The organism is Synechococcus sp. WH 5701, from assembly GCF_000153045.1.
GTDB classification, from domain to species: Bacteria; Cyanobacteriota; Cyanobacteriia; order PCC-6307; family Cyanobiaceae; genus Regnicoccus_A; species Regnicoccus_A antarcticus.
The window spans coordinates 1-25417 of sequence record NZ_CH724160.1 but is presented as its reverse complement, the minus strand read 5'-3'; the positions used below and the strand labels follow the sequence as shown (position 1 = coordinate 25417).

The following is a 25417-nucleotide window of genomic DNA, read 5'->3' as shown; positions in this document are numbered from 1 at the left end:
TCAGGGCGCTCAGGGGCTGCGGCTGAGCAGCAGCCAGAGGTGATGACTGCCGCTGGCATGGGCCACCAGCCCCTCCTCCGGAGACGGGTAGCTGGCCTGCCACTGCTCCGCCCGGATCAGTTCGTGGCCCGGAGTGCTGGCCACGAGCCGGTAGCGGCTGAGGGTCTCCACGCGGCTGATCCGGGCTCCCCCGGGGCCGTGCAGCACCTGCAGGGTCAGCTCATCGGCCAGGAAGTCGTTCCCCTGGGCCACGGCAGCCGTCCCTGGCTTGCTGCGGCGCCCGATCACGGTGGATTCCAGCTCCAGATCACCGCGAAGCAGGGCCAGCTGGCGGTTGGGGTTGGCCGGGTCGTTGGCCACCGAAAGCAGCTGACCCCCCAGCAGTGCATCGCCCACCTGGGTGGCGTTGAAGGCGCGATCCCCCACCAACGCCCCGCGGTCATCGCGCAGGAAACGCACGGCATAGGGCGGGATCGGCTCACCGTTCCCCTCTTCCAGGCTGTACACCCACCAGGCTCCGGTGAACCAGTCGGGGTAGCGCAGGTCGCTGTGACCGGGGCGGCTGAGGGGAGCCGGCAGGCTCCAATCGGGCCAGGCCGCCAGCCGCCGCTCCAGCGGACCTGTGGCGCTGTTGGCTGCCAGGGCCTGCCCCGGCCAGAGGGTGAGCAGGGCGGCCAGGATGAAGGCGATTCGAGAGCTGAGCATGTCCGATCCCCTGCTGCGGGAACTCGATCATTACGTGGTGCTGGAGCCCTCCCGGGGGGAGCGCATCCTCACAGCGGCCGAAACCCTCAGCTGGCTCACCACGCAGCTCGCTGAACTGGAGGCCCCCCCCGCCGACCTGCTCTCACTCTCCAGCGACCTTGAGCGGGCCGAGCGGCTGCTGGAAACGGCCTGTGAGCTGGAGCTGGAGCCTGGCATGGCCGTCCAGTGGTATGCGGTGCGCCTGGAGCCCCCGGCACGGTGACGAACAAACGCCTCCGTTGAATCAGCGCAGCTCGGCTGCGGTGTTCAGGCTGGCCGAGCTGGTGCCGTTCTCGTCGATCAGTTGATCGGGAGCCTGCGGTGGTGCCACCCGCTGGCGCAGCACCTTGGGGATCGACTCCAGCACCTGTTCGGCGACGGCTGTTGCCGGTCGTCCGTCCTGGGGCACCCTCAGGTCAGCCTGGCTGTAGAGGGGGCGGCGTTCGCTGAGCAGCTGGCGCAGCCGCGCCTCGGGATCAGCGGTGGCCAGCAGGGGCCGCTGGCCCGGATCGGCCCGCAGGCGCTCCAGCAGCAGCAGCTCATCGGCGTCCAGCCACACCACCAGCCCCTGCCGCATCTGGCCCCAGTTGCAGGGACGGCTGACCACGCCACCGCCGGTGGCCACCACCAGGGAATGCCAGCAGGCGATCCGGTTGAGCACGGCCGACTCCAGTTCGCGGAAGCCCGCCTCCCCCCGCTGCTCGAACAGCTCGGGGATCGAGCAGCCAGCGTGCTGCTCCAGAACGCTGTCGGCATCGATGAAGCGATAGCCGAGGGCTTGTGCCAGCGGGCGTCCCACACTGCTCTTGCCGGCCCCCATCATCCCCACCAGATAGATGTTCAGGCCCTCCAGGCTCCCCGGCAACCCTGGGGTGACGCTGGCGGGGGAGGGCGATTCAATGGCCATGGGGGCTGGGCGGCGAGGGGGTGGATCCGGCGTTGCCAGGGGCGGAATCCCTAGGATGGCCGAGCAGGACGCCACTGAGTCGATGGCCACCGGGACCATGGCGATGCCAGCCACCCCCAGCGCTGGCGTTTCCGCCGGCCCGCTTCGCCACGGCCGCGGCCGTGGCTGCGTGATCACCCGCCGGGCCCTGTTCAGCGCCAGCCACCTCTACAGGCTGCCGGAGCTGAGCGATGCGGAGAACGCCAGCCGCTTCGGCCGTTGCAGCCTCGCCCCGGGTCATGGTCACAACTACGAGCTGATCGTGGCGATGGCCGGCCCGCTCGACGGCGATGGCATGGTGCTCAACCTCTCCGATGTGAAGCACGCGATTCGCAGAGAGGTCACCGATCCCCTCGATTTCCGTTTTCTCAACGACTGCTGGCCGGAGTTCGATCTCAGCCGGCCCGAGGGCCGGCTGCCCACCACCGAGGCCCTGACCCAGGCGATCTGGACCCGCCTGGCTCCGCACCTGCCGCTCGTCGGTCTCCGCCTTTACGAGCAACCCACCCTCTGGGCCGATGTCATCGGCAACCCCATGGAAGCCTTCCTTTCGATCCGCACCCACTTTTCCGCCGCCCACCGCCTGGCCCGCGAGGAGCTTTCCCAGGGCGAGAACGAAGCGATCTACGGCAAGTGCGCCCGCCCCCACGGCCACGGCCACAACTACCTGCTCGATGTCACGGTGCGCGGGGCGATTGATCCCCGCAGCGGCATGGTCTGTGACCTCGGCGAGCTGCAGGGCCTGGTGAACGAGCTGGTGGTGGAGCCCTTCGATCACACCTTCCTCAACAAGGACGTGGCCCATTTCGCCACCTGTGTGCCCACCGCTGAGAACATCGCCCTGCACATCGCTGATCTGCTCAGCGCCCCGATCGCCGCCACCGGCGCCGCCCTGCACAAGGTGCGTCTGCAGGAGAGCCCCAACAACGCCGCCGAGGTGTTCGCCGAAACGCCCCTCCTCGAGACCCGCCCCGCTGTGCTGGAGGCCCTCGCCGGCGCTTGAGCCTTCCCCAGCTGCGGCTGGTGCTGGCCATCAGCCTTGATGGCCGCCTCGCACCAGCCCATGGGGGTGCTGCCCAGCTCGGAGGTGTCGGCGACCGCACCGTGCTGGAGGAGGCCCTGGCCTGGGCCGACGGCTGCCTGGTGGGAGCGGCCACGGTCCGGGTGCACCGCAGCACCTGCCTGATCCATCGCCCCGAGCTGCTGGCGCAGCGCCGCCTCGAGGGCCGCTCCCCCCAACCCATCACCGTCGTGGTAAGCCGAGGCCGCGGGCTGGAGCCGGGCCTGCCGTTCTTCTCCCAGCCCCTGGAGCGCTGGCTGCTCTCGCCCGGGCCAGCCCAGCCCGCCTTTGATGCCCATCTGGACCTTGGCGACTGGCCGTCCTGCCTGGAGGAGCTGGGGTCGCGAGGGCTGCGCCGGCTGGTGCTCCTCGGTGGTGCTGAGCTGGCCACGGCCCTGCTGGTGGAAGGCCTGGTGCAGGAGCTGCAGCTGAGCCTCTGTCCGCTGCTGTTGGGGGGACGGCACGGCTGGGTGAGCGCCCTGGCGCCTGACCTCACCGGCCAGAGCTGGGAGTTGATCGAGCACAGGCCCCTGGGGGGCGGCGAGATGCTGCTGCGCTATCGCTGTGGGGCACCTTGTGGGGCACCTACCGGGGCGTGACGGGCAGCTTGAAGCGGCGTTGAAGGTCTTCGAGCGATACCTCCTTGAGACTGTCAGCGGGCAGCCCCAGCAGCTTGGCGACGCAGCGTTTCACCACCACCTCACTGTCGTCGCCCAGACGGCCCCGGGCCAGTTCGGTGATCACCCCGAAGCTGCGCCCGCTGCTCTCGGCCTCCGCGATCAGGCAGGCACTGGCCGGTGCCGCGAGGCGGCGGCAGGGTTCCCTCAGACTGCGCTCCAGGCTGGCCTGGCCTCCGGCGGCAGCGCTCACGCACACGTCGCTGAGCTTTCTCTCCAACTGGGGCCGCATCAGGCGCAGCACCGGGCCCAGCAGACTGGCCGAGGCAGGCGGGGGGCAGCCCAGCCCGGAGGCCATCGCCGTGGACAGCGTCAGGAGTGCCGTCATCTGGGACGACAGCCGGTGCAGTGGTTGCGCCATGCCGTTAGTTTTGCCCCTCGCTGTTGCGCCCACGTGTTCCTCCGCCATGGCTGAGCTGCAGGCCCGCTGGCACCGGGCCATGACGGAGATTCCACGGAAAGCCTGGCAGGAGCTCACGGGGCCTGCGGGTCTCCCGTTCTACGGCTGGCCCTGGCTGCATGCCCTGGAGCGCTCTGGCAGCATCGTGCCCCGCCAGGGCTGGCAGCCCTGCCACCTGAGCCTGTGGCGGCAGGAGCGGCTGATCGCCGTGGCGCCGCTCTACCTCAAGGGCCACAGTTACGGAGAATTCGTCTTCGATCAATCCTTCGCCCAGCTCGCCGGCCAGCTGGGCCAGCGCTACTACCCGAAGCTGGTGGGCATGAGCCCGCTCAGCCCGGTCCAGGGTTATCGCTTTCACATCGATCCCGGTGAAGACGGGGTGGAAATCACGGCTTTGATGCTGGAGCTGATCGATCGCTTCTGCCGCGAGCAGAAGATCTTCAGCTGCAACTTTCTCTACGTTGATCCCGAGTGGCAGCCCTCGGCCGAGGCCGCCGGCTGTGCCACCTGGCTGAATCAGCAGAGCCTCTGGACCAACGACGGGTTCAGCAGTTTCGAGGATTATCTCGCTGGCTTCAATGCCAACCAGCGGCGCAACATCCGCCGGGAGCGGCGCTCGATCGCAGCGGCTGGTCTGAAGGTGACACCCCTGGCGGGTTCCGAGATTTCCGCCGCCATGCTGGAACGAATGCATCATTTTTACGCGCAACATTGCAGCCGCTGGGGGGCCTGGGGTAGCAAATACCTCAGTGAGGAGTTCTTCCACGTGGATGCCCTGGAGCTGCGGGAGCATCTGGTGCTCTTCAGTGCCCATGGGGGCGACCCTCACGAGCCGGTGGCGATGTCCCTCTGCGTGCGTCACGGCGAGTCCCTCTGGGGCCGCTACTGGGGCAGTGATCGGGAGGTCGAGAACCTGCATTTCGAGGTCTGCTACTACGCCCCGATTGAGTGGGCGATCGGACAGGGCATCCGTGGCTTTGATCCAGGGGCTGGCGGCAGCCACAAGCGGCGCCGGGGTTTTCTGGCCGAGCCCAGGGCCAGCTTGCACCGCTGGCAGGATCCAGGCTTCGATCGGCTCTTGCGCCGCTGGCTGCCCGCGGCCAATGCCCAGATGCTCGAGGAGATCGAGGCGGAAAATGCCGAGCTGCCCTTCAGCCGCCGCGAGCTGCCCCTGGGCGCTTGCTGAGGCCGCTGTTTACGATCAGGTCATGGACCAGCGAGCCCCCACCACGACTTCTCCAACGTCGGCCACTTCACCCCTGCAGGAGCTGCGTGCCCTCGATGAACGCCTGTCGCAGCGCTCCATCGATCTCGACCCCGCCGGGTACGTGCTGATCAGCCTTGATCGCGAGCGGGGAGAGTTGGTGGCCGAGCTCTACGGCAACGGCATCAATGCCAGAGGCCTGGCCACCGACCCTGACACCGGTGAAGTGCTCAGCTGCCGTGGAGGTGCCCCCCGCCTGCCATTGACTGTGTTTCGAGGCCGCACGGCCAAGGAGCTGGGCATTCAGCTCACTGAAGGAGCCGGCCCGGCCCCGATCAGCCGGCTGGATCACGCGCTCTACCTGGGTCGTGAGCTTCAAAAAGCCGAAGCTGCCCTGCGCTCGGGCGACTCCTACATCCAGGACTGAAGCCCCTGAAGATCGGGGCCTCAGGCCGGCTGCAGTTCCCTCACCTCGGCGGTGGCGGGAGGGGGTTCCGGCGGCAGCGATTGCAGCTGCACCTCGATCTCCTCGGTGACGATGCTGCGGTACTCCATGAAGTGCTCGTTGTGGGCGAGCACCACCAGGAACTGCTCCAGCTGATCTGGATTCGTGCGCGCCATGGCCAGCAGGTACCGCCAGAACCGGCCGCGGGTGTCGCGGATCAGGCCCTGGCGCCAGATCACGATCAGCAGGGCGCGCACGTCGGTCCAGCTGGGGAGCTTGAAGCCGGAATGCTCGGGCTTGAGGAAGGGCTTCCAACGGGGCTTGCCCACCTTGTGGTAATAGCTGAAGACCCGATCCATGTAGGCGTTCGGCTCATAGAGGTTGCAGAAGGCCTCCACGTATTCGTTGGCGATGTCGCGGATCGGACGGGTGGGCACGAAGTTGAGCAGGTTGGTCTGGTTGACCCCCTTGGCGTCGGCCTTGTCCTGGATCAGGCGGCCTTCCTTCTCGAGCCGATGCCAGAGGCCTGTGTTAGGCAGGGCCTGCAGCATGCCCATCATGGCCGCGGGAATGCCTGTGCGGGTCACGAACTCGACGATGCGGTTGCCGGCCCCGGATTTTTCACCGTCGAAGCCGATGATGAAGCCGGCCATCACGCGGATGCCGTAGGAGGTGATCCGATCCACGGACTCCTCCAGGGAGCTGCGGGTGTTCTGCAGCTTGCGGGCTGTCTCCAGGCTCGCCTCATCGGGGGTTTCGATGCCGAGGAAAACGCTGTCGAAGCGACTCTCGGCCATCATCAGCATCATCTCTTCGTCGGAGGCCAGATCCACCGACGCTTCGGTGGCGAAGCTGAAGGGGTAGCCGTGATCAATCTGCCATTGCTTGAGTGCAGGCAGCAGCAACTTGGCGTTGCGCTTGTTGCCGATGAAGTTGTCGTCCACCAGGAAGATCGAGCGCCGCCAGCCCAGGTCGTAGAGGTATTGCAACTCGGCGATCAGTTGCTCGGGGGTCTTGGTGCGGGGCTTGCGGCCATACAGAACGATGATGTCGCAGAACTCGCACTGGAAGGGGCAGCCCCGGGAGAACTGCACCGACATCGAGTCGTAGGCGTCGAGCTCGAGCAGATCGAAGCGCGGAATGGGTGTACCGGTCACGTCGGGCTTCACTCCCTCTGAGCTGAAGCGTCCCTGCTGCTCTCCACGCTCCAGGGCCTCGATGAACATCGGCAGGGTGATCTCACCCTCATCGAGCACCTTGAAGTCGGCCAGAGCGATCTCTGGGGCATCAGGTGTGGAACTCGCGAACGGGCCGCCGACGGCCACCGGCAGGCCCCGCTGCTTGGCCTTGGCGATCTGTGCGGCCATGTCGGCCTTCTGCACGATCATGCCGGAGATGATCACCAGCTCCGCCCAGTTCCACTCGGCCTCGGTCACCTCGCGCACATTGCGGTCAACCAGCTTGAACTCCCACTGCTGGGGCAGCAGGGCCGCCACGGTGACCATCCCAAGCGGAGGGAGCAGAACCTTGCGGTTCACGAGCTCGAGGATTTTCTCGTAGCTCCAGAAAGTCTTGGGGAACTCCGGGTAGACGAGCAGAGCGCGCATGCTGATCCGGTTCGTAGGACGGGACACGGGACTGGCAGGCCTTCGCCTGCCCCCGCGGTGGTTGGGCGTCAGCCTAAGGGCAACCCACGGCAGCAGGGTTGCTCTGCTCTAATGATCAGGTTCTCTTTCCGTGCTGGCCATGGCGGCAGTTCTCTACCTCGCTCTGGTGGCCGCTGGACTGGTGACAGCCTTTCTGCTTTCCACGGTCTTACGCGGCATCAAGCTGATCTGAGTCCACTGGATTCAGGCGCAGTCCCCAGCGGCTGGTGAGCTCCATCAGCCCCAGCGCCAGCCCCACACTGCCCATCAGGGCGAAGGTGGCCGGCAGGCCCACCCTCAGGCACAGTCCGGCGGCGATCAGGCCACTGAAACCGCCGCCGCCGAGGAAGGCAATCTGGCCAAGGCCTGCCATCCGTCCGCGCAGTACAAGCGGAGCTCCCACCTGCAGGATCAGGTTGCTGCCCGCCAGCAGACCAGCGGTCCCCGCTCCGATCAGGAAGGTCATTCCCAGCCGGAAGGGCGTGGGCGCCGTCAAGGCCATGCCCAGTTGGGCAAGGCTGGTGATCAGCACACAACTGCCCAGAAGTAGCGAAGGACGCTGGCTCAACCACTGACTGCGTCGTTGCAGCAGCAGCCCCCCGCTGATACTGCCGGCCGCCAGCACGCTGGTGAACCAGCCCAGGGCCTGGGGAGATGGCCCGAGCACCTGGGCGGCGATCAACGGGGCCAGGCCGGGGTGGAAGAAGATCGCCAGGCAGGCCAGGCCGGTGAACACGACCACGTGGCGAAGGCTGGCGCCGCATCCCCGCCAGGCACTGGCCAGGCTTGAATCGGTGCCAATGCCGCTACGCCGCTCGGCGCTGAGGTCGGGCTGCAGCAGCCACAGCACCGTGGCGATCGGCAGCAGGTAGGAGGCCGCATCGATGGTCAGCGCCGTGGCGGGTCCTGTCAGGGCGAGCAGCAACCCACCGATGGGCGGCCCCACCAGCTTGCCGACGTTGAACACCACCGAGAAGGAGGTGAGGTAGGGGGCCAGTTGGGCCGGCTCATCCACCAGCAGGGCGCAGTACTTGTTGCGGGCCGTGAGCTCGAAGGAGCTGGCCAGGCCCACCACGAGGGTGCTGAGCAGCAGCAGGGTCACCTGGGCGGCCCCCGTGAGCCAGGGGATGGCCACGGCCCCCAGCGCGGCACCGGCTACCAGACCCCACTGGGAGCGGATCAGCACCCGTTCGCAGCCGACCCGGTCGGTGAGAACCCCGGCGCTGCCGCTGGCCAGCAGGCTCGGCATCGCCAGGGCCCCGAAGTGCAGGGCCAGCAGCAGCGGATTGCTGGTCTGGTCCATCAGGATCCAGCCCTTGGCGGTAAGCCCGGCGAAGGAGCCGGCGGTGCTCAGCCCCGAGGCGATCAGAAAGGTGGTGCGCTGGTTGCGGCGGATCCAGTGCCTCAACCGCGGCCCTCGCGTCCTGCCAGTGCCTCCTCCACCATGGCCCTGGCACCCACCACCTCGCCCTGAAGGTCGTAAGGGGTCGAGGCCGTGAGGCGCACAGGCACCATGGTTCCTGGGGCGGCGCAGAGGCCGCCGGGGCCTGGGCTCACCCGCACTTCCCCGTCCACATCGGGAGCGAAGCGGGCACAGCGGCCGATCATCTCGCCGTTGCTGGGATTCTCCTGCTCGATCAGCACATCAACGATCCGGCCCACCCAACTGGCATTGCGTTCGGCCGCGATCGGCTGCTGAGCCGCCATCAGGCGGTTGCGGCGCTCGATCGCCACCTCAGCCGGAACCGGATCGGGCAGATCCACCGCCGCGGTGCCGTCTTCCGGGGAGAAGGTGAACACCCCCACATGGTCGAAGCGTTGCTCCTCAACGAAACGGAGCAGGTGCTCGAACTGCTCCTCGGTTTCACCGGGGAAGCCGACGATGAACGTGGTGCGCAGCACCGCATCGGGCAGTTGCTCGCGGATCCGGCCGAGCAGCTCGGTGGTCAAGCCGGTCTGCCAGGGGCGATTCATGGCTCGCAGCACCTCGGGATGGCTGTGCTGCAGCGGCAAGTCGAGATAAGGGAGCACATTCGGCACCTCCCGGTAGGCGCTCAGCACCTCCGGCGTGAGGCCCGTGGGATAGGCGTAGTGAACCCGGATCCATGGGATCTCCACCTCCCCCAGGGCCCTCAGCAGCTCCGCGAGCTGGGGTTTGCCGTAGAGGTCGAGGCCGTAGTTGGTGGTGATCTGGCTGATCAGGATCAGTTCCTGCACCCCCTGGTCGGCGAGCTGATGGGCTTCGGCCACGATCGATTCGATCGTGCGGGAGCGTTGGTCGCCCCGGAGCCTGGGGATGATGCAGAAGGCGCAGCGGTAGTCGCAGCCCTCGGCCACCTTGAGGAAGGCCACCGCCTCGGAGGTGGTCCGGTAGCGGGGCAGGTGCTCATCTCCCACGAAGGTGGGCACGTCGCTCACCCGGTTCACCCGTTCCCCCGCCTCCACCCGCTCCAGCACGTCCACAATGTGCTGGTAGTCACCGGTGCCCACGATCGCGCGTGCCTCCGGCAGCGATTCCAGCAGCTCCTCTCGGAAGTGCTGGGCGAGGCAGCCGGCAATGATCAGTTCCTTGCCCTGCTCGGCCAGCTCCACCAGGGTGCGGACTGATTCCTGACGGGCGTCCTGGATGAAGCTGCAGGTGTTCACCACCACCACCGACGCGTCGCGCTCATCAGCGCTGATGCCGTAGCCAGCCTGGGCGAGCAGGCCGAGCATGTGCTCGGTGTCGACCCGGTTCTTCTCGCAGCCCAGGTGGGCGAAGGCCACCGTGGGACGGCTGGCCCCGGACTCCCCGGGCCGGACCGATCCTGCGGGGAAAGCTGCGCTGGCGGGAGACATGGGTGCGGAGGCCGAAAACCTTGGCCGTGGGTAGAACTCCCAGGGCCAATCCATCACCCTATGGGATATCCGGGTGCCTCGGCCTGGTTCATTCTCCTTCTGCGGCCAACGCCATGCCCTGCCCTGGATCCCGTTGGCGTGAGCTGTTCCCCCAGCCCTGTCCGCTGATCGGGGTGATTCACCTCGGCCCCCTGCCGGGCTCCCCGGGCTGGGCGGGTGATCTGGGGAGCCTGGAGGCCACCGCCCTCGCCGATGCCGAGGCCTATCTCAGCGGTGGCGCCGATGGCCTGATCGTGGAGAACTTCGGCGATGTGCCCTTCTGGCGGGGATCGGTGCCTCCGGAAACGGTGGCCGCCATGACCCGGCTGGCCCTGGCGGTGGTGAGGGCCACGGAGCGGCCTGTGGGCATCAATGTGCTGCGCAACGACGCCCTGGCGGCCCTGGCCATCGCCCAGGCCAGTGGCGCTCGCTTTCTGCGGGTGAATGTGCTCAGCGGTGCCACGGTCACCGATCAGGGGTTGATCGAGGGGGTGGCCGCCGAGCTGCTGCGCCGGCGCCGCCTGCTGGGGGCTGAATCCGTGCGGATCCTGGCCGATGTGCTGGTCAAGCACGGTGCCCCTCTGGCGCCGCTGTCGATGGTGGAGGCGGTGAGTGATGTGCTCGAGCGCGGCGGTGCCGATGGGGTGATCGTCTCGGGCACGGGCACCGGCAGACCCACCGATCCTGGCGATCTGGAGCAGGCCAGGGCCGCAGCAGCCGGGGCCCCTGTGCTGATCGGCAGCGGGGCCACTCCGCAGACGCTGAGGCGGCTTTCGGATGCCTGCGACGGCGTGATCGCCGGCACGGCGCTGAAGCGCGACGGCCTGATCTCGGCGCCGGTGGACCCTGAGCGGGTCTGTGCACTGAAGCGGATGCTGCCACAATCGGCCCAGCCTCAGCCCCTGCCGTGACCTCCACCCGTTTGAGCAGTCGCTTGAGCAACCGTCGACGATCCGACCCCGGACTGCGCTGGGTTCGCGTGGTGATGGCTGTTCTGGCCACGATCGGTGCGATCGATACCGGCGCGATCACTCTCAAGCGCTGGGGGCTGATCGGCCCGCTCAGCTGCCCCGGCGGAGCCGAAGGCTGCGACAAGGTGCTCAACAGTGTCTGGGGCAGCCTGTTCGGTCAGCCGCTCTCGCTCTTTGGTTTTCTCGCTTACACCACAGTGCTGGTGCTGGCGGTGCTGCCACTGGTTCTGACGGGCGAGGCCCGCTCGGCCATCGCCGAGCGCAGCTGGTGGGGACTGTTCCTCTTCAGCGGCGGCATGGCCGTGTTCAGCCTGCTCCTGATGGGGCTGCTGGTGTTCAAGATCAAGGCCTTCTGTTTCTTCTGTGTGCTCTCGGCTGTGCTCAGTCTGAGCCTGTTCGTCCTCAGCCTCATCGGCGGCCAGTGGGACGACCGCGGCCAGCTGGTGTTCCGCGGGGTGCTGGTGGCCCTTCTGGTGGGGCTGGTGGGGCTGGGCTGGGCCGCCTCAGTCGATCGGCCCGCCGCCTTGGGCACCCGTGGCACGCCACCGCCCGTGGTCAGTGTCAGCACCCCGGCCACCCTGGCCCTGGCGGAGCATCTCAGCGGATCCGGTGCGGTGATGTACAGCGCCTACTGGTGCCCCCACTGCCATGAGCAGAAGGAGCTGTTCGGCAAGGAGGCCACCGCCAAGCTCAAGGTGATCGAATGCGCCGCCGATGGTGTCAACAATCAGAAAGCGCTCTGCGACAGCAAGAACCTGGAGGGATTCCCCACCTGGGAGATCAACGGCAAGCTGGATTCCGGCGTCAAGCCCCTCGCCAGGCTGGCTGAATTGAGTGGTTTCAAGGGCAGGCTCTGAGCTGTGACCTGAGACGGACCAGCCCTCAGCCCGAGTTCCCTTCCAGCAACGGAGTCGTGTGGATCGCCTCACCGCGTTGTTGCCGGGAGTGGCGTTGCCAGAAGGGCTGTGGCGCCGGGCAGTCGGTGCGGTAGTGGCCGCCACGGCTCTCGCGGCGGAACAGGGCAGCCTCCACCAGCAGATCCGCCAGGGTGAGCAGCTGGCGCAGATCGTTGAGCGGGCGCAGCATGCCGCCGCCGCCCGGGCCGAGGGCGAGCTGATCGCCGGGCTCGAGCCGTGCCAGGGCCTGAATCCAGGGATGATTGTCCAGCTCCAGCCGCTGGAGGCGGATCAGCCCCAGGGCCTCCCGCAGCTCCCGCTCCTGGCGCTCGACCCCCGCCACCCGCCAGCAGAGGCGGCGCAGCCGTTCGCTCTGGGCGAGCAACTCGCTCTCGAGGGGCAGGGCCTGGGCGAGCTGCGGGGGGCAGCCGCTCCCAGCAGCAGGTGATGCTGATCCCCATGTGCGGGGCAAGGGCTGCTGCTCCGGCAGAGACAATTGCCGCAGCTGCCCGGCAAAAACCAGGCATTCCATCAGTGAATTGCTGGCCAGGCGATTGGCGCCATGCACGCCGCTGCAGGCCACTTCACCCACGGCGTAGAGGCCAGGAAGATTGGTGGCGGCGCTCAGGTCTGTGCTCACACCACCCATCCAGTAGTGGGCGGCCGGAGCCACGGGGATCGGCGCCGCCGTGGGCTCCAGGCCCAGCTCCCGGCAGCGGCGCAGGATTGTTGGGAATTGACGGTTCAACCGCTCCTGTCCCACCGGCCGCAGGTCGAGCCAGAGGTGGTCGACGCCCTGGGCCTGCATGGTTCGCACCAGGGCACGGCTCACCTGATCGCGGGGAGCCAGATCGCCGCTGGCGAGGTCGGTCACTGGACTGTGGCCGTGGCTGTCGATCAGGCGGGCCCCTTCACCCCGCACGGCCTCGGAGATCAGGAAGTGGGGAGCCCCTGGCAGCATCAGGGCGGTGGGATGGAACTGGACGAACTCCAGATCGCGGATGGCGGCCCCGGCCCGCCAGGCCATCGCCACTCCATCACCGGTGGACTGGGAGGGATTGGTGGTCTTCTCGAACAGGTGGCCGCCGCCGCCGCTGGCCAGCACCACCGCACTGGCCCCCAGCCAACGCACCTGATCGTTCTCCAGCACCTGCAGTCCGAGGCAGCGGCCCTGCTCGACCCAGATCTGAAGCGCCATCAGCCCCTTGCGCTGCACCAGCCCAGGGCGGCGCAGCACCTCCCTCTCCAGGGCATCCACCAGGGCGCCTCCTGTGCGGTCCTGGGCGTGGAGCACCCGCCGGTGGCTGTGGGCGGCCTCGAGGGTGGTGCTCAGACCACTGCCGTCGCGGTCAAAGGCCATGCCCAGCCCCAACAACCGTTCAACGCAGGCTGGAGCCTGCTGCACCAGCAGATCGACGGCACCGGGATCGCACAGTCCTGCCCCTGCTCGCAGGGTGTCGTCGCGGTGGCTCTCAAGACTGTCCTCAGCCCGGGTGACCGCCGCGATGCCGCCCTGGGCCCAACGACTGGCGGTCCGGGGTCCGCGCTCCTTGCTGAGCAGGAGCACCCTCAGGTCGGCGGGCAACTCCAGGCAGGCCATCAGCCCGGCGGCACCGCCCCCCACCACCACCACATCCCAGCTCGGGGCCAGGGGTGGTCGAAGGCGGGGCGTCGAGGGCATGGGGCCACGAAAAAAGCCGCCGGAGACCGACGGCTTTCGGAGGGTCGCGACTTTAGGGGTTCAGCGGTAGACGCCCGCGTTGATGCGATCGTCGCCCTCGTTCAGGGCGATCGAAGGGGGGGTCACCGTGAAACTGTCCTTGTACTTCTCGAACAGTTCCTTTTGCCGATCCGTCAGATCCAGGGCGAGCACGTCGTCGATCTCGTCGTAGGGACCGCCGATCACGATCTTGCCGGCCAGGGTCGGATACATGCCGGGGAACTGCTGGAAGCTGCGCACGGGGGAGTTGTTGAGATCCACCTTGCCCTGACGGGCCGCGATCTTCTCATCGGCCACATTGCGGAGCTCCTCAGCCTGGACCGCCGGAGGCAGGAGCAGCGACACCAGCAGGCCAGCCAGCAGCACGCCGCTCATCATCCAGGCAACCAGCCGTTTCATCGAAGTTCTCCGTGGTGTGGATCGGTGAGGATCGCCGTTGGATGCAAGCCTTGACTCGGAAGGTTTCCGAGCAGGGTCAGGGCAACGCTACAGGCCAGTTGGCGGATCAATCCCCACAGCGCCAAGGCTTTTGCAGTTCTTCAATTCCCACCCCGCAGCCCCGCTCCGCTCGCCTTCAGACGAGTCCACTGAGCTGGGGGCTGAGCAGGGCGGCGATCAGGAACAGACCGTCCACCACCAGGGTGGTGACCAGGGTGGCCGCGGCCAGCCGCCCGCCGGGACCCGAGCGACGGCAGCGGTGCGCCAGCAGCGTCAGAGCCACCGCCATCGCCAGAATCAGCGCAAGCGGCGCCGGCTGCAGCACCTGAAGGGCGGCCCGATGCAGCAGGGCGGGGGCCTCAAGGACCGGGGCGCTCAACACCTGCGGCCAGAGCGGCATGACCCCCGTGAGGGCCATGGCCCCATCGGTGCAGGCGGTGCCCAGGAGTGAAGCCAGATAGAAGAGGCCTGCGCTGCGCCAGCGTCCGCTCAGGCCGGCCAGGGCCAGTGGCAGCGCGAAGGCTTCGATCGGCAGATGCCAGAGCGGATGCAGTCGGCACCAACCCCAGAAGAGACAACCGGCCAGCCAGCTGCCGCTGAAGCCGACCAGCAGCGGCCCGAAACCACGCCAGCGCTCAGGGCCCCGCAACTCCAGCAGCAGCCCGATGGTCAGAATCACAGCCGTGAACAGCGTGGCGCTGCTGGGGTGCAGACGGACCCAGGGGGCCTGAAGAAACACCGGCACCACCACCAGTGCGGCGGCCATCACCGGCAACGCCGCTGCAGGAGATCGAGACCCTGCCAGGGGTGGCTGGCGTGCCGCGCTGGACTGGGGCCAGGGAAGGACGAGGGTCTCGGGGACCAGGGCGGACGTGGGAGGAGTGGTGGCGGCCCCGATCACCTGGTTCTGTGAAGAAAGGTATGCAACCTTAAGGGACGCCGGAGGTGGGGCTGCGCTCCGCGCGGACATAAGGTCACTGGCTCCGCCGTGCCACTCCGCGCATGGGCTCTGCCCTTTCAGCCCCGGCTCCAGGCTTTCTCGAAGCCTGCTGGCATGCCCTGGTGCTCGGCATCGTGCAGGGCCTCACTGAATTCCTACCGATCAGCAGCACTGCTCATCTCAAGGTGGTGCCGGTGCTGCTCGGCTGGGGCGATCCGGGGGTCGCCGTCACGGCCGTGATCCAGCTGGGCAGCATCGCGGCAGTACTCGTTTACTTCCGCCACGACCTGGCGGAAGTGCTGGCGGGCGTCAGCCGTGCCTTCCGTCATGGGCAGTGGGGGGATCCCTCAGCTCGGCTGGGTGCGGCCATGGCCATCGGCACCCTGCCGATCGTGCTGGCGGGCCTGGCCATCAAGACCCTCTGGCCCGCCTATGAGAGTTCACCGCTGCGCGGCATCACCTCGATCGCCCTGGTCTCGATCGTGATGGCCCTGCTGCTGGCCCTGGCCGAGCGGGTCGGTCGCCGCCAGCGGGATCTGCCCCAGGTGCGCCCCATCGACGGCCTGCTCGTGGGCATCGCCCAGGCCCTGGCTGTGATCCCAGGAGTGTCGCGCTCCGGCAGCACCCTCACCGCTTCGCTCTTCGATGGCTGGCAGCGGGCAGCGGCGGCCCGTTTTTCCTTCCTGCTCGGGATCCCGGCGATCACCCTGGCCGGACTGGTGGAGCTGAAGTCGGCCTTCGCCAACGGCGCCAGCCTGGGCCCGATCCCCCTGCTCATCGGCATTGCCTCGGCCGCCGTGGTGTCCTGGCTGGCGATCGCCTGGCTGCTGCGCTTCCTGCAGACTCACAGCACCTGGATCTTCGTGATCTACCGGCTGGCCTTCGGCCTGCTGCTGCTGCTCTGGGTCTGGCGGATGGGGCCAGCCGCCAGCTGAAGCCCCAGCCGCCCACACTGAAACTCTCTGAATCGAGTCCCTCCCGTGTGGAACGAACCCTCCACAGGTCTGCCCCTGGCCCCTGTGGATTCAGCCCGCCAGCCCCAGCCAGCCGTCGTGGCGACGGTGGAGACCGGATCGATCGGGGAGGAACTCGGTTTCCAGCCGGGAGACCGGCTGATCAGTGTCAACGGTGTGCGGCCCCGGGACCTGATCGATCTCCAGGTGCTGGTGGGGGAGGAGGAGCTGAGTCTGGAGGTGGAGGACCCCGAGGGCACCCGCCATCAGGTCGAGCTGGAGAAGGATCCAGACGACGGCCTCGGCCTCGTCTTCACCGAGGCCCTCTTCGATGGCCTGCGCCAGTGCAACAACCACTGCGCCTTCTGCTTCATCGATCAGCAGCCCCTCGGCCGGCGCCAGAGCCTTTATGTGAAAGATGACGACTACCGCCTGAGCTTTCTTTACGGCTCCTACCTCACCCTCACCAACCTCACCGCCGCGGACTGGCAGCGGATCGAGCTGCAACGGCTCTCGCCCCTGTTCGTCTCCGTGCATGCCACTGACCCAGAGTTGCGAAGCCGGCTGCTGGTGAACCCAAGGGCCGGTCTGTTGCTGGACCAGCTGGGCTGGTTCGCCGAGCGGCGGCTGCAGATCCATGCCCAGGTGGTGGTCTGTCCGGGGGTGAACGATGGACTTGCCCTGGAACGCACGTTGCTGGATCTGGCCCGTTTCGGGGCCGGCGACTGGCCGGCCGTGCTCTCCGCCGCCGTGGTGCCCGTGGGCCTGACTCGCTTCCGTCCTCCGGGGGATGGTCTGGTGCCGGTCGACCGTGCCTGCGCCCGGCGGGTGATCGAGCAGGTGGAGCCCCTCCAGACCCGCTTCCTTGCGGCCCTTGGCAGCCGCTTCGCCTGGCTCTCAGACGAGTGGTATCTCATGGCGGGCCTTCCCCTACCGGAGCGCGCCAGCTATGAGGATCTGCCCCAGCAGGAGAATGGAGTCGGCAGCATCCGCGCTTTCCTCGAGGCACTCGATCAGGCCACCAGCCGCCTGCCCCGCCGCCTGCCCCAGCCCCGGAACCTGAGCTGGGTCGTCGGGGGATTGGTGGCCGAGGCGCTGGAGCCCGTGGTCGACCGCCTCAATGGCGTTGAAGGGCTGTCGCTGCGGCTCCATGGATTGCCCAGTCCCTACTGGGGGCAGGAGCAGGTGGTCACCGGCCTGCTCACGGGCTCCGATCTGCTGGCGGGCCTGGCGGGCCAGGAGCTGGGCGATGAGCTGTTGCTCCCCTCGGTGATGTTGCGTCAGGGGGAGCCCGTCTTCCTCGACGACCTCAGCCTCGAGGATCTCCAGCAACGGTTGTCAGCGCCGATCCGTCTGGTGCAGGGGGCGGATGATTTCGTGGCCGCATGTCTCGGCAGTCAGGCCCCGGCTCTTTAAGCTCAGCCGTAACCACGGGTTCTGGTGTGCGTCGCTCCTTCCTTGCCTCGGCAGCCCTCGCGGGGATGGCGCTTGTCCCTGGCCTTCAGGGGCTGAGCCTGGCCCAGGACACAGCCCCAGCGGCAGCCACCGCGGAGTCTGCCCCGGTCCCCTCAGCGGCCCCCGTGCCAATTCCCCTGGCTCCGGAGGTCAAAGGAAACCGGCCCAAATCGGATCCCACCGTTCTGGCACCGGCGGCCACCCAGCTCGAGCCTGATCTCCAGCCGCTCGCCTCGCCGCCCTCCCTGGCGCTGCCCACCAGGCCGGCCCAGGTCAAGATCCAGCAACTGCGGCCCCTGGGCCTACGGGAGGTGGAGACCCTGGCTGAGACCAACAACCCCAACCTCAAGGCGGTGGCCTCGCAGGTGGATCAGGCCAAATCCAACCTGCGCGCTCAGATCTCCGCCTGGTATCCCAACATCAATCTCTCCACCGGGAGCGCTTTTCCGGCCCTCACCAACAGCTACCGATTTCGCTACGACGCCAACGCCACCGGTCCTTTTGCCACCCCTGAGTCGCGCACCAAGGGGCAGACCCTCGGGGCCACGATGAACATCGGCATCAACTGGGACCTGATCAACCCCCAGCGGGTTCCCCAGATCTCAGCAGCCCGTGACCAGTTCGAGCAGGCCCAGAACCAATATCTGATCGCCCTTCGCGACCTGCGCCTGCAGGCGGCCCAGACCTATTTCACGCTCCAGCTCACTGATGAGGGGGTGCGCATCGGTCAGGAATCGGTGCGGGCGTCGCTGGTGAGCCTCAAGGATGCCCGGGCGCGCTTTCAGGCTGGGGTGTCCACCAAGCTTGAGGTGCTCCAGGCCGAAACTCAGCTGGCCCGCGATCAGCAGCTGCTCACCAACTCCCTGGCCGAGCAGTCGGTGGCGCGTCGCAGCCTGGCCTCCCTGCTGGATCTGCCTCAGAACGTCACCCCGACGGCCAAGGAACCGGCACGGGTGGTGGGCAGCTGGATGCCTTCGCTGCAGGAAAGCATCGTGGCGGCCTATGCCTTCCGTGAGGAGCTCGATCAGGTCATCCTGCAGATCTCCATCGCCAACAGCAATGCCAATGCGGCGATCGGCGCCGTTCAGCCCTTCCTGAGCATCGTCAATAACTTCGGCTGGGACCGCAGCTACGGCCAGACGGGGGTTCCGAACACTCAGCCGATCAACATGGGCAGCTACACCTATGGGGCGGACAATTCTGTTGGCTTGAACCTGCGCTGGAATCTGTTCGACGGAGGCCGGGCCGCTGCCCAGTTCCGCCAGCAGAAGCAGGCAGCCGAGGAGCAGCGCTTCAACTTCGCCGACCGCCGTGACCAGATCCGGCTGGAGGTGGAAACCAGTTTCTATCAGCTGCTCCAGAACAACCGCGACATCACCACCACCTCCCGGGCGGTGATCTCCTCGCGCGAAGCGCTGCGCCTGGCCCGGTTGCGCTTTCAGGCCGGCGTCACCACCCAGCGGGAGGTGGTCGACAGCCAGCGGGACCTCACCCAGGCGGAGGTGAGCTATGCCCGCGCCGTCACCGACTACAACCGCCGTCTGGCGGAACTGAGGCGCCGCACGGGGCTGGATCAGGTCGCCTTCTGTCAGCCGCCCTCCCTCCCCTCGAGCAAGCCGGCCAGCGATCCCACCACCCAGATTCCGATCGAGCCCCAACCGTTGTTGCCGGCCTGTCAGTCTGAGGTGCGTGCGCCAGACGGGCGCAGTCCTCTCTCCCCCTAGACAGCGCCCGGTGGGAGATCACCAAGGGACACGGAAGGCTTCGTTGCCTGAATCTTGAGCTCCACCATGTCCCTCTCCAGCTCGCCGCCCAGCCTCTCGATCGCCAGCACCGTGCGGTTGGGGCTTTTCCAGGGGAGCCTCGGTTTTCTGGCGGTGATCTTCGCCGGCATGCTCAACCGGGTGATGATCAGTGAACTGGGCTTTCCCGGTCTGCTGGTGGGTGGAGCCCTGGCCTTCGAGCAATTTGTGGCCCCCTCGAGGATTCTCTTCGGTCAGCTCTCCGATGCCCGGCCCCTGGTTGGTCGCCACCGCACCCCCTACATCTGGCTGGGCGCCGCGTTCTTCTGCGGGCTGGCGGTGCTGGTGGTGCCGGTGATCTTCCGGCTCGCCACCGCCCGGGAGCTGGGGGATGGTGCCGCCATCACCCTGGGCACGGTGCTGATGTGTGCGCTCTTCGCCGCCTATGGGCTGGCGGTTTCGATGGCCACCACCCCCTACCTGGCCCTGGTGATCGACCGCACCCAGGAGCGGGAGAGGCCCCGGGCGGTGGGGATCATCTGGTGCATGCTCACGGTGGGGATCGTGGTGGGGGCGGTGGTGATCTCCAGCAGCCTCAAGGGGCTCGATGGGGTCACCGACCCGCTGGTGCTGGAGGCTGTGCTCTCCCGGTTCATGGTGCGGGCTGCTCTGGCGGTGATGGGTCTCACCCTGCTGGCCACCTGGGGCGTCGAGCCCGCCGTGCCGGCAACCACCAGAACTGTCGGCGGATCTGAAAGCCCAGCCCGCGACGATGCGATCACTGTTTCTCAGGCCTGGCGTCTGATCACCTCCAGCCGGCAGGTGGCGGTCTTCTTCCTATTCCTTGTGCTCTTCACTCTGGCCCTGTTCATCCAGGATCCGATCCTGGAGAGCTATGGCGCCGACGTTTTCGCCATGCCGATTGCCGCCACCGCCTCGCTGAATGCTTTCTGGGGGGTCGGCACCTTGCTTGGCCTGGTGCTGGCGGGTTGGTGGATCGTGCCCAGGCTGGGGAAGTACGCCACGGCCAGGCTTGGTTGTCAGCTGATCCTGGCCTCGATGCTGCTGCTGATCCTCTGCGGTCTGGTGGGTGAGGTCACCCTGCTTCAGGCGGTGCTGCTGCTCTTCGGGCTGGCCTCCGGCATCGGCACCAACAGCACCCTGTGTCTGATGCTCGATCTCACCTTGCCGGAAGCCGCTGGCACCTTCGTGGGTGTGTGGGGCCTGGCGCAGGCCTTCTCCCGCGCCACGGCCAAATTGCTGGGCGGCGGATTGTTGGATCTTGGTCGTGCCATCATCCCGGGCCAGGGTCCCTTTCTTCCCTATGCCCTGGTGCTGGGGACGGCCGCGCTGATCGCCCTGGCGGCGCTGCGGGTGCTGGTCGCCGTCAATGTCCACCGCTTTCGCGACGACACCTCCAGGCAGCTGACCCAGGTCCTGACCACCGAACTCGGATGACCGCCACCTTCACCGCCATTCCAGCCGAGGCTCTCAGGCTCACGGATCTGATCGATGCCGTGGCCGAGCGGCAACGCAAGGATTTCGGCCACATGGCCTCGGAAGCCAAGGCCGACGGCAGCCTGATCACCGCCTGTGACCGCTGGAGCGATGAAACCCTGGTGCAGGGGTTGGATCGGCTTTATCCCGGCGAGGGGGTCCTCAGCGAGGAGGGCAGCAAGCTCGTGCCCTCTTCCTCCGCCTACTGGGTGGTGGATCCCCTTGATGGCACCACCAACTTCGCCGCCGGAATCCCCTACTGGGCGATTTCTCTGGCCCGCTTCGAGGACGGTGTCCCCGTGCTGGCGGTGCTGGATGTTCCGCCCCTGCGCCAGCGGATCATCGCGGTGCGTGGGGTGGGCGCCTGGCGCAATGGCAAACCCTTGAAACCTCCAGGCAACGAGGCCCAGGCGGCCGGTTGTGCCTCGCTCTGCAGTCGCTCGATCGGGGTGTTGCAGAAGCTGCCTGATCGGCGCTTCCCCGGCAAGATCCGGTTGCTCGGAGTGGCCAGCCTCAACCTGGTGAGCGTGGCCATGGGCCAGACGGTGATGGCGCTGGAGGCCACTCCCAAGATCTGGGATCTGGCCGCGGCCTGGCTGGTGCTGAGTGAATTGCAGTGCCCCCTGCGCTGGCTGGTGCGCAGCCCCGAGCAGCTGAACCCAGGCGATGACCATGGCAGCACTGATTTCCCGGTGCTGGCCGCCAGCAGCCCTGAGGCCCTCGACCGCTTCATGCCCTGGGCTGAGGCCCTCCTTCGGGGTTGAGGGGATCCCCGGGGGGATGCTGTGGTATGTTTTTGGACTGCGCGTGAGCCGGAAGGCGAGCGCTGCAGGGCTTACAACCAGGAGGAGGCGAGAGCCGGCCGACGGTGTTGTAAGTTTCAAAAGCGGTTGGGAGACCACCGCGAGCCACCGGAGGCCGAGAGGCTGAGGGAGGCGCACCTGGACAACTAAAAAGTTTAGGAACTGACGCTTTTGCTGTGTCAGAAGCCAAAGCGAGGTGATGAGCAATGAGCTCCTGCAAGGGAGGCATGGCTTGAGCCGAGCTTAGGAGTCTGACGAGATAGCAGCAAAGGTGTGAGGTCCCGTCAAAAGAAAAAAGCATCAGGATTTTGCCTGAATTTTGAGAAGGTTACTTTCACGGGTAATTTTTTCAATGAATGTTCAGGTGAGAGACGGTGCGACCGGATCTGAGTGATTTGGAAAGTCGTTGCACGAGCAGCTGAAAGACGTTGCGGCGACCGCATGGATGAGTGATCGAGACTCGATTGTCAGGGGAGACTCTGATGAGGAATGAGCGCGAAAGGTTATCTGTGAAGGTTGTTGTGATTGAGGTTGGCATGTTGTGTGATGCACTCTCGAACCCTTCTGGCTAGAAGGAGGCCTTAACTAATGATTGACGCAAGTCAGGTTATTGGGTAACGGCGACATCATTTGCGATGATAGTTGGCATGATTTTAGCGAAAGCCAAGGTTATGTGAATTAGAGTTTATAGGAATGATGACTACAACGGAGAGTTTGATCCTGGCTCAGGATGAACGCTGGCGGCGTGCTTAACACATGCAAGTCGAACGAGCCTTCGGGCTAGTGGCGGACGGGTGAGTAACGCGTGGGAATCTGCCCTCAGGAGGGGGATAACGGCCGGAAACGGCCGCTAATACCCCATATGCCGAGAGGTGAAACGAATTTCGCCTGGGGATGAGCCCGCGTCTGATTAGCTAGTTGGTGAGGTAATGGCTCACCAAGGCATCGATCAGTAGCTGGTCTGAGAGGATGATCAGCCACACTGGGACTGAGACACGGCCCAGACTCCTACGGGAGGCAGCAGTGGGGAATTTTCCGCAATGGGCGCAAGCCTGACGGAGCAACGCCGCGTGAGGGACGAAGGCCTCTGGGCTGTAAACCTCTTTTCTCAAGGAAGAAGACATGACGGTACTTGAGGAATAAGCCACGGCTAATTCCGTGCCAGCAGCCGCGGTAATACGGGAGTGGCAAGCGTTATCCGGAATTATTGGGCGTAAAGCGTCCGCAGGCGGCCTTGAAAGTCTGTTGTTAAAGCGTGGAGCTCAACTCCATTTCAGCAATGGAAACTACAAGGCTAGAGTGTGGTAGGGGCAGAGGGAATTCCCGGTGTAGCGGTGAAATGCGTAGATATCGGGAAGAACACCAGTGGCGAAGGCGCTCTGCTGGGCCATAACTGACGCTCATGGACGAAAGCCAGGGGAGCGAAAGGGATTAGATACCCCTGTAGTCCTGGCCGTAAACGATGAACACTAGGTGTCGGGAGAATTAACCCTTCCGGTGTCGTAGCCAACGCGTTAAGTGTTCCGCCTGGGGAGTACGCACGCAAGTGTGAAACTCAAAGGAATTGACGGGGGCCCGCACAAGCGGTGGAGTATGTGGTTTAATTCGATGCAACGCGAAGAACCTTACCAGGGTTTGACATCCTGCGAATCCCTTGGAAACTTGGGAGTGCCTTCGGGAACGCAGTGACAGGTGGTGCATGGCTGTCGTCAGCTCGTGTCGTGAGATGTTGGGTTAAGTCCCGCAACGAGCGCAACCCACGTCTTTAGTTGCCAGCATTCAGTTGGGCACTCTAGAGAGACCGCCGGTGATAAACCGGAGGAAGGTGTGGATGACGTCAAGTCATCATGCCCCTTACATCCTGGGCTACACACGTACTACAATGCTACGGACAAAGGGCAGCAAACTCGCGAGAGCTAGCAAATCCCATAAACCGTGGCTCAGTTCAGATCGTAGGCTGCAACTCGCCTACGTGAAGGAGGAATCGCTAGTAATCGCAGGTCAGCATACTGCGGTGAATACGTTCCCGGGCCTTGTACACACCGCCCGTCACACCATGGAAGTTGGCCATGCCCGAAGTCGTTACTCCAACCCGCAAGGGAGGAGGACGCCGAAGGTGGGGCTGATGACTGGGGTGAAGTCGTAACAAGGTAGCCGTACCGGAAGGTGCGGCTGGATCACCTCCTAACAGGGAGACAATAACTGATCGTGATGTCTGGCTCATTTATTGCTAGGCCATGATCCTGTCATCTCGATGGTTAATCGGTACCTCAACCGACAGAGACGAAGCCAGATGTGAATCCAGCGATGGAGAGACCTCTGAGCTGTCGTGGATGTCTTTTCAGTTCCTAAACTTTGTCTAGGTCACCCCGCAAGGGTATCCCTGGGCCATTAGCTCAGGTGGTTAGAGCGCACCCCTGATAAGGGTGAGGTCCCTGGTTCAAGTCCAGGATGGCCCATTCGTGTTTGGGGGTTTAGCTCAGTTGGTAGAGCGCCTGCTTTGCAAGCAGGATGTCAGCGGTTCGAGTCCGCTAACCTCCACTGACCAACCCGCCCGGATCGCGAAAGCAGAGGGAGAGAGCTTGTGGTGGTGATTTTAGATGATTGTACTGAGAAAAGGACTCTAGCTTCCTTTCATTTTAAGGTTTGATCAGTATCTTGATGCGAGTCAAGTACTGCCATAGGCCTTGATTGAAAAGACGCTGGACTCCAGCAAGATCAGCTGAAAGGCTGATGGTTGCGGTGTTCAGTAGAACCTTGACAACTGCATAGGTAAGTCTGTAAATAAAGCATCTCATGGATGCTTCATCAGCAGTCGATGATTCTGGTGGCTTTGGCTCCTGGGATCAACGTTTGTTTTTGGAGCGATTCTAGAGTAGGAGCCGAGACTCCACATTGCTCCTGGTTCTTGCCGAAAGAATCGGGTTTGATCTTGTTTTTAGAGTCAATGCGAGATCAATTGAAGAAATTCAGTTGATCAGGCGTTGAGGATGAAAGCAGGAGAATCTGCGTACAACCGCAGTAAGGTGATGTGGAGATAAATTGGTCAAGCTACAAAGGGCTCACGGTGGATACCTTGGCACACAGAGGCGATGAAGGACGTAGTTACCTGCGATAAGTCTCGGGGAGCTGGAAACACGCTTTGATCCGGGAATTTCCGAATGGGGCAACCCCTAGAACGGCCAGCTGAATCCATAGGCTGGCACGAGCCAACCCAGCGAACTGAAACATCTTAGTAGCTGGAGGAAAGGAAAGTAAAAACGACTCCCTAAGTAGCGGCGAGCGAACGGGGAAGAGCCTAAACCGATGGTTCCGACCATCGGGGTTGTGGGACAGCAACGTGGACCAGTGACGTTAGTGGAAGCGTTTGAAAGGCGCGCCATAGAGGGTGAAAGCCCCGTACGCGAAAACGAATCTGGCCTAGCTGTATCCCGAGTAGTACGGAGCACGTGAAATTCCGTATGAATCTGCGAGGACCACCTCGTAAGGCTAAGTACTCCTGTGTGACCGATAGCGCAACAGTACCGCGAGGGAAAGGTGAAAAGAACCCCGGGAGGGGAGTGAAATAGAACATGAAACCGTGAGCTTACAAGCAATGGGAGCCCGACTGATCGGGTGACCGTGTGCCTGTTGAAGAATGAGCCGGCGACTTATAGGCACTGGCAGGTTAAACCGGGAATGGTGGAGCCATAGCGAAAGCGAGTCTGAATAGGGCGATCGTCAGTGTTTATAGACCCGAACCCGGGTGATCTAACCATGGCCAGGATGAAGCTTGGGTGATACCAAGTGGAGGTCCGAACCGACTGATGTTGAAAAATCAGCGGATGAGCTGTGGTTAGGGGTGAAATGCCAATCGAACCCGGAGCTAGCTGGTTCTCCCCGAAATACGTTGAGGCGTAGCGTCTAGTGCTATAGCAGGGGGGTAAAGCCACCGTTTCGGTGCGGGCTGCGAGAGCGGTACCAAATCGATACGAACTCTGAATACCCTGTGTGAAACTAGGCA

The 25417-nt window shown here is 65.2% G+C and carries 22 protein-coding genes, 2 tRNA genes and 2 rRNA genes; 17 read left to right on the top strand and 9 right to left on the bottom strand.

Features of this window, described 5'->3' with window-relative positions; translation table 11 throughout:
* Positions 1-9: 9 nt before the first annotated feature.
* Positions 10-705 (bottom strand): DUF6816 family protein, encoded by a 696-nt coding sequence (locus tag WH5701_RS10210; protein ID WP_006172220.1) that lies wholly within the window; start codon positions 703-705, stop codon positions 10-12.
* On the opposite strand from WH5701_RS10210, the gene WH5701_RS10205 reads away from it, so the two are divergent.
* Positions 704-967: a chlororespiratory reduction protein 7 gene (locus tag WH5701_RS10205; RefSeq protein ID WP_006172219.1), complete on the top strand. Its 264-nt coding sequence runs from the start codon at positions 704-706 to the stop codon at positions 965-967. The two genes, WH5701_RS10210 and WH5701_RS10205, sit on opposite strands and share 2 nt — an antisense overlap.
* 21 nt (positions 968-988) lie before the next feature.
* On the opposite strand, the gene WH5701_RS10200 is transcribed toward WH5701_RS10205, so the two are convergent.
* Complete coding sequence (locus WH5701_RS10200) at positions 989-1651, bottom strand: shikimate kinase (protein WP_006172218.1); 663 nt, start codon at positions 1649-1651, stop codon at positions 989-991.
* A gap of 103 nt (positions 1652-1754) precedes the next feature.
* Here WH5701_RS10200 and WH5701_RS10195 point away from each other — a divergent pair, with 103 nt between their 5' ends.
* Positions 1755-2693, top strand: coding sequence for a 6-carboxytetrahydropterin synthase (locus tag WH5701_RS10195; protein WP_050751571.1), 939 nt, complete (start codon positions 1755-1757; stop codon positions 2691-2693).
* Positions 2690-3349, top strand: a complete 660-nt coding sequence (locus WH5701_RS10190) for a dihydrofolate reductase family protein (protein ID WP_006172216.1) — start codon at positions 2690-2692, stop codon at positions 3347-3349. The genes WH5701_RS10195 and WH5701_RS10190 overlap by 4 nt, the downstream gene beginning before the upstream one ends.
* Here WH5701_RS10190 and WH5701_RS10185 read toward each other — a convergent pair.
* Entirely contained in the window at positions 3336-3755 is a 420-nt protein-coding gene (locus WH5701_RS10185; RefSeq protein ID WP_050751527.1) for a hypothetical protein, read from the bottom strand. The two genes, WH5701_RS10190 and WH5701_RS10185, sit on opposite strands and share 14 nt — an antisense overlap.
* Before the next feature lie 79 nt (positions 3756-3834).
* Here WH5701_RS10185 and WH5701_RS10180 point away from each other — a divergent pair, with 79 nt between their 5' ends.
* Complete coding sequence (locus WH5701_RS10180; RefSeq protein ID WP_006172214.1) at positions 3835-5013, top strand: GNAT family N-acetyltransferase; 1179 nt, start codon at positions 3835-3837, stop codon at positions 5011-5013.
* Positions 5014-5035: 22 nt separating this feature from the next.
* A complete protein-coding gene (locus tag WH5701_RS10175) occupies positions 5036-5458 on the top strand; it encodes a DUF4346 domain-containing protein (protein ID WP_006172213.1) in 423 nt (140 codons plus the stop codon).
* 20 nt (positions 5459-5478) lie between these two features.
* Here the strand turns inward: WH5701_RS10175 and WH5701_RS10170 are convergent, their stop codons facing one another.
* Complete coding sequence (locus WH5701_RS10170; protein ID WP_006172212.1) at positions 5479-7083, bottom strand: B12-binding domain-containing radical SAM protein; 1605 nt, start codon at positions 7081-7083, stop codon at positions 5479-5481.
* Positions 7084-7222: 139 nt separating this feature from the next.
* On the opposite strand from WH5701_RS10170, the gene WH5701_RS10165 reads away from it, so the two are divergent.
* Complete coding sequence (locus tag WH5701_RS10165) at positions 7223-7315, top strand: cytochrome B6 (protein ID WP_156776723.1); 93 nt, start codon at positions 7223-7225, stop codon at positions 7313-7315.
* Here the strand turns inward: WH5701_RS10165 and WH5701_RS10160 are convergent.
* A complete protein-coding gene (locus WH5701_RS10160; protein WP_006172211.1) occupies positions 7292-8530 on the bottom strand; it encodes an MFS transporter in 1239 nt (412 codons plus the stop codon). The two genes, WH5701_RS10165 and WH5701_RS10160, sit on opposite strands and share 24 nt — an antisense overlap.
* Positions 8527-9960: a 30S ribosomal protein S12 methylthiotransferase RimO gene (gene rimO, locus WH5701_RS10155; protein ID WP_050751525.1), complete on the bottom strand. Its 1434-nt coding sequence runs from the start codon at positions 9958-9960 to the stop codon at positions 8527-8529. Before rimO ends, WH5701_RS10160 begins: the two co-directional genes overlap by 4 nt.
* Before the next feature lie 113 nt (positions 9961-10073).
* Here rimO and WH5701_RS10150 point away from each other — a divergent pair, with 113 nt between their 5' ends.
* Both WH5701_RS10150 and WH5701_RS10145 read left to right on the top strand, forming a co-directional pair.
* Positions 10074-10910 (top strand): BtpA/SgcQ family protein, encoded by an 837-nt coding sequence (locus WH5701_RS10150; protein WP_006172209.1) that lies wholly within the window; start codon positions 10074-10076, stop codon positions 10908-10910.
* The gene (locus WH5701_RS10145; protein ID WP_037980983.1) at positions 10907-11827 is read left to right on the top strand and encodes a vitamin K epoxide reductase family protein; all 921 of its coding nucleotides are present in this window, start codon (positions 10907-10909) and stop codon (positions 11825-11827) included. Before WH5701_RS10150 ends, WH5701_RS10145 begins: the two co-directional genes overlap by 4 nt.
* Before the next feature lie 25 nt (positions 11828-11852).
* Here WH5701_RS10145 and nadB read toward each other — a convergent pair whose 3' ends face one another.
* The 3 genes from nadB to WH5701_RS10130 form a co-directional block, all read right to left on the bottom strand.
* Positions 11853-13547 carry an L-aspartate oxidase gene (gene nadB / locus WH5701_RS10140; RefSeq protein WP_006172207.1) on the bottom strand — a complete coding sequence of 565 codons (1695 nt, stop codon included), beginning with the start codon at positions 13545-13547 and terminating at the stop codon, positions 11853-11855.
* Between the two features lie 60 nt (positions 13548-13607).
* Positions 13608-13985, bottom strand: a complete 378-nt coding sequence (gene psbU / locus WH5701_RS10135; RefSeq protein ID WP_006172206.1) for a photosystem II complex extrinsic protein PsbU — start codon at positions 13983-13985, stop codon at positions 13608-13610.
* A 175-nt stretch (positions 13986-14160) separates the two neighbouring features.
* Positions 14161-14799 (bottom strand): DUF3120 domain-containing protein, encoded by a 639-nt coding sequence (locus WH5701_RS10130; protein ID WP_006172205.1) that lies wholly within the window; start codon positions 14797-14799, stop codon positions 14161-14163.
* Between the two features lie 227 nt (positions 14800-15026).
* Here WH5701_RS10130 and WH5701_RS10125 point away from each other — a divergent pair, with 227 nt between their 5' ends.
* The 9 genes from WH5701_RS10125 to WH5701_RS10085 form a co-directional block, all read left to right on the top strand.
* Positions 15027-15899, top strand: coding sequence for an undecaprenyl-diphosphate phosphatase (locus tag WH5701_RS10125; protein ID WP_006172204.1), 873 nt, complete (start codon positions 15027-15029; stop codon positions 15897-15899).
* A gap of 45 nt (positions 15900-15944) precedes the next feature.
* On the top strand, positions 15945-17333 hold the full coding sequence (locus tag WH5701_RS10120; RefSeq protein WP_006172203.1) for a TIGR03279 family radical SAM protein: 1389 nt from the start codon (positions 15945-15947) through the stop codon (positions 17331-17333).
* A 65-nt stretch (positions 17334-17398) separates the two neighbouring features.
* Positions 17399-19096 (top strand): TolC family protein, encoded by a 1698-nt coding sequence (locus tag WH5701_RS10115; protein WP_006172202.1) that lies wholly within the window; start codon positions 17399-17401, stop codon positions 19094-19096.
* A 66-nt stretch (positions 19097-19162) separates the two neighbouring features.
* Positions 19163-20572 (top strand): BCD family MFS transporter, encoded by a 1410-nt coding sequence (locus tag WH5701_RS10110; protein WP_006172200.1) that lies wholly within the window; start codon positions 19163-19165, stop codon positions 20570-20572.
* Positions 20569-21375 carry an inositol monophosphatase family protein gene (locus tag WH5701_RS10105; protein ID WP_006172199.1) on the top strand — a complete coding sequence of 269 codons (807 nt, stop codon included), beginning with the start codon at positions 20569-20571 and terminating at the stop codon, positions 21373-21375. The genes WH5701_RS10110 and WH5701_RS10105 overlap by 4 nt, the downstream gene beginning before the upstream one ends.
* Before the next feature lie 741 nt (positions 21376-22116).
* Positions 22117-23602: ribosomal RNA gene (locus WH5701_RS10100) — 16S ribosomal RNA — on the top strand.
* Between the two features lie 197 nt (positions 23603-23799).
* Positions 23800-23873: transfer RNA gene (locus WH5701_RS10095), tRNA-Ile, on the top strand.
* Positions 23874-23882: 9 nt separating this feature from the next.
* Positions 23883-23955, top strand: a tRNA-Ala gene (locus WH5701_RS10090).
* A gap of 503 nt (positions 23956-24458) precedes the next feature.
* Positions 24459-25417 (top strand): 23S ribosomal RNA (locus WH5701_RS10085); the annotation flags it as partial.

Bases quoted from the DNA above. Each gene is read 5' to 3' on its own strand.
- WH5701_RS10205 (WP_006172219.1), top strand. From the start codon at position 704: ATGTCCGATCCCCTGCTGCGGGAACTCGATCATTACGTGGTGCTGGAG.
- WH5701_RS10210 (WP_006172220.1), bottom strand. From the start codon at position 705: ATGCTCAGCTCTCGAATCGCCTTCATCCTGGCCGCCCTGCTCACCCTC.
- WH5701_RS10200 (WP_006172218.1), bottom strand. From the start codon at position 1,651: ATGGCCATTGAATCGCCCTCCCCCGCCAGCGTCACCCCAGGGTTGCCG.
- WH5701_RS10195 (WP_050751571.1), top strand. From the start codon at position 1,755: ATGCCAGCCACCCCCAGCGCTGGCGTTTCCGCCGGCCCGCTTCGCCAC.
- WH5701_RS10185 (WP_050751527.1), bottom strand. From the start codon at position 3,755: ATGACGGCACTCCTGACGCTGTCCACGGCGATGGCCTCCGGGCTGGGC.
- WH5701_RS10180 (WP_006172214.1), top strand. From the start codon at position 3,835: ATGGCTGAGCTGCAGGCCCGCTGGCACCGGGCCATGACGGAGATTCCA.
- WH5701_RS10175 (WP_006172213.1), top strand. From the start codon at position 5,036: ATGGACCAGCGAGCCCCCACCACGACTTCTCCAACGTCGGCCACTTCA.
- WH5701_RS10170 (WP_006172212.1), bottom strand. From the start codon at position 7,083: ATGCGCGCTCTGCTCGTCTACCCGGAGTTCCCCAAGACTTTCTGGAGC.
- WH5701_RS10165 (WP_156776723.1), top strand. From the start codon at position 7,223: ATGGCGGCAGTTCTCTACCTCGCTCTGGTGGCCGCTGGACTGGTGACA.
- rimO (WP_050751525.1), bottom strand. From the start codon at position 9,960: ATGTCTCCCGCCAGCGCAGCTTTCCCCGCAGGATCGGTCCGGCCCGGG.
- WH5701_RS10150 (WP_006172209.1), top strand. From the start codon at position 10,074: ATGCCCTGCCCTGGATCCCGTTGGCGTGAGCTGTTCCCCCAGCCCTGT.
- nadB (WP_006172207.1), bottom strand. From the start codon at position 13,547: ATGCCCTCGACGCCCCGCCTTCGACCACCCCTGGCCCCGAGCTGGGAT.
- psbU (WP_006172206.1), bottom strand. From the start codon at position 13,985: ATGAAACGGCTGGTTGCCTGGATGATGAGCGGCGTGCTGCTGGCTGGC.
- WH5701_RS10125 (WP_006172204.1), top strand. From the start codon at position 15,027: ATGGGCTCTGCCCTTTCAGCCCCGGCTCCAGGCTTTCTCGAAGCCTGC.
- WH5701_RS10115 (WP_006172202.1), top strand. From the start codon at position 17,399: ATGGCGCTTGTCCCTGGCCTTCAGGGGCTGAGCCTGGCCCAGGACACA.
- WH5701_RS10110 (WP_006172200.1), top strand. From the start codon at position 19,163: ATGTCCCTCTCCAGCTCGCCGCCCAGCCTCTCGATCGCCAGCACCGTG.
- WH5701_RS10105 (WP_006172199.1), top strand. From the start codon at position 20,569: ATGACCGCCACCTTCACCGCCATTCCAGCCGAGGCTCTCAGGCTCACG.